Source organism: Corallococcus sp. AB049A (assembly GCF_003668885.1).
In the GTDB taxonomy this organism is placed as follows: Bacteria; Myxococcota; Myxococcia; order Myxococcales; family Myxococcaceae; genus Corallococcus; species Corallococcus interemptor.
This window is the reverse complement of record NZ_RAWL01000377.1, coordinates 1-8,501: the sequence shown is the minus strand read 5'-3', so window position 1 is coordinate 8,501 and position 8,501 is coordinate 1. Positions and strand designations below refer to the sequence as shown.

The 8,501-nt window shown below is 70.5% G+C and carries 9 protein-coding genes; 3 read left to right on the top strand and 6 right to left on the bottom strand.

What is annotated here, in order from left to right; genetic code table 11:
- The 3 genes from D7X55_RS30525 to D7X55_RS30515 form a co-directional block, all read right to left on the bottom strand.
- Positions 1 to 541, bottom strand: a 541-nt coding sequence (locus D7X55_RS30525) for an FHA domain-containing protein (RefSeq protein ID WP_147470271.1), incomplete at its 3' end; no start/stop codon positions are given.
- A 6-nt stretch (positions 542 to 547) separates the two neighbouring features.
- Positions 548 to 1,477, bottom strand: a complete 930-nt coding sequence (locus D7X55_RS30520) for a YafY family protein (RefSeq protein WP_120550288.1) — start codon at positions 1,475 to 1,477, stop codon at positions 548 to 550.
- Complete coding sequence (locus D7X55_RS30515) at positions 1,474 to 2,499, bottom strand: YafY family protein (RefSeq protein WP_120550289.1); 1,026 nt, start codon at positions 2,497 to 2,499, stop codon at positions 1,474 to 1,476. The genes D7X55_RS30520 and D7X55_RS30515 overlap by 4 nt, the downstream gene beginning before the upstream one ends.
- 358 nt (positions 2,500 to 2,857) lie before the next feature.
- Here D7X55_RS30515 and D7X55_RS30510 point away from each other — a divergent pair, with 358 nt between their 5' ends.
- Positions 2,858 to 3,331, top strand: a complete 474-nt coding sequence (locus D7X55_RS30510) for a hypothetical protein (RefSeq protein WP_199747215.1) — start codon at positions 2,858 to 2,860, stop codon at positions 3,329 to 3,331.
- 30 nt (positions 3,332 to 3,361) lie between these two features.
- On the opposite strand, the gene proB is transcribed toward D7X55_RS30510, so the two are convergent.
- Complete coding sequence (gene proB, locus D7X55_RS30505; RefSeq protein WP_121724898.1) at positions 3,362 to 4,486, bottom strand: glutamate 5-kinase; 1,125 nt, start codon at positions 4,484 to 4,486, stop codon at positions 3,362 to 3,364.
- Between the two features lie 169 nt (positions 4,487 to 4,655).
- On the opposite strand from proB, the gene hflX reads away from it, so the two are divergent.
- Together hflX and D7X55_RS30495 are read left to right on the top strand one after the other, a co-directional pair.
- On the top strand, positions 4,656 to 6,311 hold the full coding sequence (gene hflX / locus D7X55_RS30500; RefSeq protein ID WP_199747213.1) for a GTPase HflX: 1,656 nt from the start codon (positions 4,656 to 4,658) through the stop codon (positions 6,309 to 6,311).
- A gap of 50 nt (positions 6,312 to 6,361) precedes the next feature.
- The gene (locus tag D7X55_RS30495) at positions 6,362 to 6,823 is read left to right on the top strand and encodes a hypothetical protein (protein WP_233610162.1); all 462 of its coding nucleotides are present in this window, start codon (positions 6,362 to 6,364) and stop codon (positions 6,821 to 6,823) included.
- A gap of 8 nt (positions 6,824 to 6,831) precedes the next feature.
- Here the strand turns inward: D7X55_RS30495 and D7X55_RS30490 are convergent, their stop codons facing one another.
- The gene (locus D7X55_RS30490) at positions 6,832 to 7,839 is read right to left on the bottom strand and encodes an NAD(P)H-dependent glycerol-3-phosphate dehydrogenase (protein WP_120550292.1); all 1,008 of its coding nucleotides are present in this window, start codon (positions 7,837 to 7,839) and stop codon (positions 6,832 to 6,834) included.
- 35 nt (positions 7,840 to 7,874) lie between these two features.
- A partial coding sequence (locus tag D7X55_RS30485; RefSeq protein WP_121724897.1) for a hypothetical protein occupies positions 7,875 to 8,501 on the bottom strand: 627 nt, incomplete at its 5' end.

Sequence of the window (8,501 nt, the reverse complement as noted above, 5' to 3'; positions counted from 1 at the left end):
CTTCCGGCGGGGGCGGCACCTGCGGCACCGCGCGCTGGGCGGAGGACGTGGGCCGGCGGATGGCGCGCATGTTCATGCGCGTGGACTCCGCGCGGATGCCCTGCAGGTCCTCCTCGTCCACGCCTTCCGGCACGAGCGCCGCGGCGGCCTTCTTGTTGCGCTGCTTGCGCAGGGAGTCGAGGGAGACGATGCGCGTGCTGTTGGCGCCGTCCTCCGCGGGCTTCTCGTCCTCGCCGGTGGGCGCGTCCTCCGCGGCGATCGCGAAGAGGAACGTCACCGGGCCCAGCGTCAGCGTGTCGCCGTCCGCCAGGTTCTGCGTCTGCACGGGGGTGCCGTTGACGACCGTGCCGTTGGCGCTCTTCTGGTCCTCCACGGCGTAGCCGTCGCCGTCCTTGAAGATGCGGCAGTGGCGGCGGGAGATGCCAGGGTCGTACAGCACCACGTCGCACTCGGAGGTGCGCCCGATGAGCACGGAGTCCTGGTCGAAGACGAACTCCTTGCCTGCGTCTTTTCCCTCGGAGATCGTCAGTTGGAAGGCCATGTCGTCCTAGGAGCCTATCGAGGCATGTACGGCTCGGGCAACGGCGGCGCGCGCGCTCGCCGGCTCCAGCACCTCCGCCTCTCCGCCGAAGGATAGCACCCACTGCGTGAGCCAGCGCTCACTGTCTCCGGCCACCCGCACCTCCACCCCTCCGTCGGCGAGCGGGCGGGCGTCCGGGCCGAAGCGCTCCTTCACGTAGGGTGCGGCCGTCGGGGTGAAGCGAACCCGGACGGAGGCCTCGCTGGCGCTGCGAGCCGGGTTGGGCACGTCCGCGCGGGCATCCGGCGGGGGCTGGAAGGCCGTGGTGGTGACGGACAGGTCCTCCATGCGGTCCAGCCGGAACAGGCGCGCGTCCTGACGGGTGTGGCAGAAGCCCTGGAGGTACCACTGGCCGCGGTGGCTGAGCAGCTCGTAGGGGCGCACCCGGCGCGGCTCCGTGGGGCGGCCGGGGCTGGCGTAGCCGAACGTCACCTCCAGCCGCTCCAGGATGGCGCGGGTGAGCGGCCCCAGCGCCGGGGGCGCGTCCGCGGAGGCGTCGATCTTCCGGTACATGTCCCGGAAGCGCTCGCGGGCCGCGGGCGGGATGATGCCCTCCAGCTTGGTGACGGCGCTCTGGAGCGCATCGCCGGTGGCCGGGCGCAACAGCTCCGCCGCGGCGGCCAGGGCCGCGGCCTCGCCGGCGGTGAGCCGGGGCGGCGCGGTCAGGCGCTGATCCAGGTCCACATAGACGCGGTCGTTGTCCACGTAGATGTCGACGTAGTCGTCCGGGTTGAAGGGCGGCCGGCCCACGCAGGTGAGCAGGTCCAGCTCCTCCAGCAGGTCCTCGCGGCTGATGTTGAGGGCCCTGGCCAGGGCCTCCACGGTGACGCCGGGGTGCTTGGAGACGTAGGGGACGAGGAACAGCAGGCGGCGCAGCCGCTCGTGGACGTTGCTCATGCGCTCACCCGCTCGCCTTCGACTGGCGTGTGCTTCGCCAGGATGTTCGCGGCCATCTGTTCCAGGCGCTCGCGCGCCGCCGGAGGCCCTTCGACGCGGCAGTCCTGCCCCAGCGACAGGACGAAGCGCGTCAGCCCGTCCAGGAACGTCACCGGGAAGCGGGCCCGCACGACCCCTTCCGACACCGGCTCCAGCGCCGCGCCCGGGAACAGCGACCCCGCGCGCGAGGCCTGCGGCCCGGTCAACTGGAGCGTCACCTCCAGGGGCTCATGGAAGCGGTACTGCCACGGGAAGTAGGCCACGTGGGCGTCCAGCGAGAAGTCCGCCGGCACCTCGAAGTCCGGCGTGCGCGGCCGGGCGGTGTTCACCTTCAGCTCCCGGATGCGGTGGACGTGGAAGGTGCGCAGGCCCTGGCGCAGGTGGCAGTAGCCCACCAGCGTCCAGACGCCGCGCCGGAGCGCGAGGCCGTACGGGTCCACGCGCCGCTCCGTGACGCCGTCCTTGCGCGGGCTGCCGTAGGTGATCTGCACCCACTTGTGCGCGGAGCACGCGTCCCACAGCTGCTCCAGGCGGGCGGAGACCTCCTTCTCCTGGCCCTGCTGGCCGGTGCCCAGCTCCATGCGCACGCGCGGGGTGGGCAGGGATTCGCCGGCGAAGAAGCCGATCTTCCGCAGCGCGTGCGCCAGGTCGTCGCGGCCGGGGAACGCGCCGGACGCCAGCGCGGCGGAGCCGGCGGCGTAGAGCACGGCCAGCTCCTCCTTCGTGAGGTCCGCCTCCGGCAGGTAGTAGACGTCGCGGTCGACGAGGTAGCCGTCGCGCCGCTCGTCGTCGCCCTGCACGTAGCTCAAGGGGAAGCCCAGCTCGACGAGCTCCGCCTTGTCGCGCTCGAACTTGCGTTCAGCGGCGTCGTCCGACCCGCCGTAGTCCGCGGGGAAGTGCTCACGCAGCTCGGCCCACGAGATGGGTTCCCGCGCGTCGAGCAGCAGTGCCACGAGATCAAGGATGCGTTCCGTGCGGTCCATTCAGGTGATCAACGACCATGGCGGACAGGACCCGGGAGATCAAGAGACCGGGGACTTCCGGGGTGGGAGAAGGGGGCAGGGCTGGAAACGAACAGAAAGGGAACAGCGAAGAGGGCTGGCTCCGTCCAAGGGGGGATAGCCGCCCCAACCTGAACAGGCAAGCAGGTATCGCCATGTACCCCTCGTTTCGTCCGCAAGCCAGCAGACAACCCCGGGCGTGGGGCTCGCACTCGGCGCGCGTCTGGGTTATTCCTTGGACATTGCCGATTTGGGTGAGAAGCGACAGCGGGCCTCCTGGAGGCTTTGCTGGCTGCCGTGGGGCCGACGCGGCGGACTGAAGCTTGACGAGGGCTCGACCATGGACCGCACCTCCCTGCTGAAGAAGTGGCTTCCCGGGCTGGCGCTGGTGCTGCTGGCCTTCGTCTCCACCCCGGCGCAGGCCCGCAACGAACCGCTCTACTTCGCGCTGGAGGTCCGGCGCGACGGCCGGCTGATCGCCCAGCCCAAGCTGCTGGGCGAGGCGGGCCGCACGCTGCGCGCCGAGCGCCGCCGTCCAGGCGCCACGGTCCCGGACTACCGGCTGGTGCTCACGCCCAAGGGCGAGGGCGACTCGTTCCAGCTCCAGGTGGACCTGTCCCTGCCGGAAGGCGAAGGCCACTCGCAGCTGGCCCTGCTGCACGGCCAGGAGCGCAAGCTCCAGCTGGGCCGGGTGCCGGGGGAGCTGGAGGTGTCGCTGCTCCTGATGAAGGTGGACTCCCCGGAGTTCCGCGCGCTGATGCGGCTCACGGAGCCGGCGTCCGGCACCGTGAAGACGGTCTCTTCTTCCATCTAGGCATCCAGGCGGCCCTTGCGCGGACCGAGGCTACAGCACCGCCAGGTCGTCGCGGTGCACGGCTTCATCCAGGTAGCGGTAGCCCAGCACCGCCTCGATGTCCGCGCTCCGCCGCCCGGCGATGCGCTTGAGTTCGTTGGCGTCGTAGGTGGACAGCCCCCGGGCGAACACCGTCCCGGTGCCGTCCGTGAGGTCCACCGGGTCGCCCCGGCCGAAGTCCCCCTCCACGCCCGTCACGCCGCTGGGCAGGAGGCTGCGCTTGCCGGTGACGATGGCCTCTTTCGCGCCCGCGTCCACCACCAGCCGGCCCCGGGGCCTCAACGCGTGGGCGATCCATGCGGTGCGCGCGCTGCGGCGTCCGGCGGGCTCGAAGAGCGTGCCCACTTCTTCCCCCTGGAGCACGCCGCGCAGGCGGCCGGGCACCGCGCCGGAGGTGATGACGCAGGGGATGCCCAGCTCCGCGGCGCGAGCGGCGGCGCGAACCTTGGACGCCATGCCGCCCGTGCCCACCGCGCTGGTGGCGTCGCCGGCCAGGGCCAGCACTTCGGCCGTGACGCGCGGCACGGCGGGCATCAGGCGCGCTTCGGCGTCCTTGCGCGGGTCGGTGGTGTAGAGCCCCTCCACGTCGGAGAGGAGCACCAGCGCGTCCGCCTCCACCACGCCGGCCACCAGGCTGGCCAGGGTGTCGTTGTCGCCGAACTTCAGCTCATCCACGGACACGGTGTCGTTCTCGTTGATGACCGGCACCACGCTCGCGGCCAGCAGGCGCTCCAGCGTGTGCTTCACGTTGAGGTAGCGCCGGCGCTCCTGCACGTCCTCGTGGGTGAGCAGCACCTGGGCCACCGTCCGGGCCGCGTGGCCGAAGGCCTCCTCGTACGCCTGCATCAGGCGGCTCTGCCCCACCGCCGCGCACGCCTGCTTGCCCGGGATGTCCCGGGGGCGCGCGGGCAGCCCCAGCCGCTCCATGCCCAGCGCGATGGCGCCGCTGGACACCACCACCAGTTCCCGGCCCCCGGCGGCCCACAGCAGGTCCTGGCCCAGCGCGTCGAAGTGGGCGCGGTTGAAGCGGCCCGTGGCGCTGGTCAGCGCGTTGGTTCCAATCTTCACCACCACGCGGCGGGCCCCGCGCAGGGCATTGCGTGCGGAATCAGTCACGGCGGGCAGCGTAGGCTGGAACGGGAAAGGACGCGCGCGGCCGGTTGTTCACCAGGCTTCGTGGCAGGCGGAAAACCGGGGCGGTTGTCATGAAACGCGGACGGCCCCTGTCCATCCAATGTCTTGAATGCGGCGAGGACGCTTCGATGTCCGCGCCAGGAGAAACGGTTTGAAGGAAATCTACGGCAACACCCTGGGCCTGAAGACGAGCGAGCAGCAGCGGCTGCGCAACACCTTCCGCCGCCGCGTGGATCCGCGCGAAATCGTGTCCGCGGAGCTTGCCCGCCACCTCACCGAGCTGTCGCACGAGCTCAACCGTCAGGTGGGCGTCCTCATCAACCGCAAGGGCGACATCGAGCACGTCGTCGTGGGCAACGCCCACAAGCTGGAGCTGCCGGACATCGGCCGTGCTCGCGCCGGGCAGATCCGTCTGCGTGGCCTGCGGTTGGTGCACACGCACCTGAAGAGCGAACCCCTCACGAAGGACGACCTCACGGACCTCGCGCTGCTGCGCCTGGACTGCGTGGCGGCCGTGGGCGTGGGCCACGAAGGCCTGCCCGGCGTGCTGCACTGGGCCTACCTGGTGCCGGAGAACGGCACGGGTGAGTTCTGGCACGTGTCCACCCTGCCCTCCGTGCACGGCGAGCAGCCGGACCTCCTGTCCACGCTGGACGCGCTGGAGGAGGAGTTCAACCGCAACGCGGCCGCGCGCACGGTGTCCGGGAAGGAGCGCGCCATCCTGGTGGCGGTGTGCCTGGACGGCAACCGCGCCCGGGCGGAGTCGTCCCTCGCGGAGCTCAAGGAGCTGGCGCGCACCGCGGGCGTGGAGGTGGTGGACAGCGTGCTCCAGATGAAGCGGGAAGCGGATCCGCGCTACCTCATCGGCCGGGGCAAGCTGGAGGACCTGAACCTGCGCTCCATGCAGTCCATGGTGGACCTGCTCATCTTCGACAAGGACCTCACCCCGTCGCAGGGCCGTCACATCGGCGATGCGACGAGCCTGAAGATCCTGGACCGCACGCAGCTCATCCTGGACATCTTCGCGCAGCGCGCGCAGACGGCCGAGGGCAAGCTGCAGGTGGAGCTGGCGCAGCTGAAGTACCGGCTGCCCCGGCTGGTGCAGGGGGATGACTCGCTCAGCCGCCTCATGGGCGGTGGCGTGGGTGGCCGCGGTCCGGGTGAGACGAAGCTCGAAATCGACCGCCGCCGCGTGCGCGAGCGCATCACCAACCTGGAGCGCCGCATCGACGTCATCAGCCGCGAGCGCAGCGTCCGCCGGGCGCAGCGCAACCGGCGCGAGGTGCCGGTCATCTCCATCGTGGGCTACACCAACGCGGGCAAGTCCACGCTGCTCAACGCCATCACCAACGCGGAGGTGCTGGCGGAGGACAAGCTGTTCGCCACGCTGGACCCCACCAGCCGCCGCCTGCGCTTCCCGCAGGAGCGCGAGGTCATCATCACCGACACGGTGGGCTTCATCCGGGACCTGCCCAAGGACCTGGTGGCGGCCTTCCGCGCCACGCTGGAGGAGCTGTACGACGCAAGCCTCCTCTTGCACGTGGTGGACGCGAGCGACCCCGCGCGCGACGACCAGGTGGAGGCGGTGGAGAAGATCCTCGCCTCGCTGGGCCTGATGGAGAAGCCGCGCCTGATGGTCTGGAACAAGGCGGACCAGCTGTCCGAGGACGAGGTGGAGGCCCTGCTGCGCTCCAAGGGCGGCGTGGCCATCAGCGCGGTGAAGCGCGACGGGCTGGCGTCGCTCCTGGCCAAGGCGGACACCACCCTGTTCGCCGAGGGTGCGTCCGAGTCCATCGGCGTGGTGTGACGGTGGGCGGGTTGTCGGCGCGGGGGCCCTCCCCGTAGAGTCGGGGGGCCTTGGCTCCCGCGCTGAAACTGCTCATCCCGTTGTTGACGGCCCAAATCGAAGGTCTGCCCGGACAGGACTCCGGGCCGGACTACGACCGGCCTGTCTCTTCCATCACCACCGGCTACATCGAGCTGCTCGAGAAGAACAGCCACATCGTCTACCCGGTCATCGCCGTGGTGACGCTGCTGCTCATCGGCTGGGGCATCCTGTCCTCGTGGCGGTCGCAGGACCTGGACGGCCTGCAGAAGAACGAGTTCAAGCGCGCCATCATCAACGAGCTGCGCAACAACATCAGCGGCATGCCCGGAGACCTGCTGGGCCGCACCATCGGGTTGGACCGGCTCAAGACGAACCGCCTGCTGGAGGAGATGCAGACGGAAGGGCTCGTCCTGAGCCACACCAACTCCGAGCGGCTCACCGTGTGGCGCGTGCGCGGCGCGGGCCCGGAAGCCAGGCCGCGCCGCTACTAGCCCGCGCTTCAGACGCCGGACAGCTCCGACTTCGGCTGGCGCGTCATCAGGTCCACCACCGCCATCTTGGCGTTCTTGCCCTCGTAGGCGATGAGGTAGACCTGCTCGCAGATGGGCAGCTCCACGCCCGTCTTGAGCGACAGGTCGCGCGCGCTCTTCGCCGTCTTGACGCCCTCGGCGACCTCCTTCATCTCCGCGAGGATGTCCGGCAGCTTGCGGCCCTTGCCCAGCTCCATGCCCACGTGGCGGTTGCGGCTGAGCTCGCCCGTGCAGGTGAGCACCAGGTCGCCCATGCCGGACAGGCCGGAGAGCGTCAGCGGGTTGGCGCCCTTCCTCACCGCGAGCCTCGTGATTTCGGCCAGGCCGCGCGTGATGATGGCGGCGCGCGCGTTGTGGCCCATGCCCAGGCCGTCCGCCATGCCCGCGGCGATGGCGATGACGTTCTTCAGCGCGCCGCCGTACTGCACGCCCACCACGTCCGTGGACGTGTACGAGCGGAAGGTGTCCGTCTGCAGCGCCTTCTGACACCGCTGGGCCACCTTGTCCCAGTGCGACGCGATGGTCACCACCGTGGGCATGCGGCGGGCCAGCTCCTTCGCGAAGCTGGGGCCGGAGAGCACCGCGACGTACGGGTGGAACTCCTCCGGCAGACAGTCCTCCAGCAGCTCCGTCATGGTGAGCAGCGTGCCGTTCTCGATGCCCTTGGACACGGTGACGAGCGGCACGCTCCTGGGCAGGAAGCTCTTGGCGCGCGCGAGCACTTCCCGCGTGGCGTGGCTGGGCGTGGCGAGCACCACCATCTCCGAGCCGGCCAGCGCCTCCTCCAGGTCCGTCGTCGCGCGCACGCGCTCGGAGAGGGGGATGCCCTTGAGGTAGGTGGGGTTCTCATGGAGGGTGTTGATGGCCTCCACGGTGGAAGGCTCACGGCCCCACAGGCGGACCTCGTCGCAATTCACCGCGAGCACGTTGGCGAGCGCCGTTCCGAACGAACCTGCACCAATGACACTGCCGCGCATGAGATGACCTCGGGTCGAGAGGGGTTGGGGGATTTTCAGAACAGCGTGGACACCACGCCCACGGACAGCGTGGGCATGAACTCCGCGTCCGTGGAGCGGCTGCGGAAGTCTCCGCCGAGCGAGACAGCGTAGGACGTCTTCTCTCCGACGGGAAACTCCGCGCCCAGCCGGACGAGGACGGACGCATCCAGCTTCCACGCGGGCGGGATGCCGCCCAGCGGATCCTTCTGGATGGGGTCCAGGTCGAAGGCCATGAGGGCGCGCACGTCCAGGTACGGCCTCCACGCGCGCGGGCTGTCACCCTGGAAGGACGCCACCAGCCCCGGGGCCACGTTCCAGTCGCGCCGGCCGCTCAGGTAGCGCGCGCCCTTGTCCTCCGTGTCCGGGGGGCGCAGGAAGAACGCGTGGCCGCCGTCCACCACCAGGGCCAGGCTCACGTTGTCGCTGTCCAACAGGGTGAAGCGGGCGCTGGCGCGCAGCTCCGTCATCAGGCCGTAGACGGTGTCCACGCCCAGCCCCAGGTCCAGGTGCTCCAGGACGCCGTACACGCCGCGCGCGGACACGAACGGGAAGCCCAGCTCCATGCCCACGCCCGCGTGTCCGGAGCCCAGGGACCGTCCGCCGTAGAGCCCGTAGCGGTTGGGGGCATGGGGCGGGGGCTG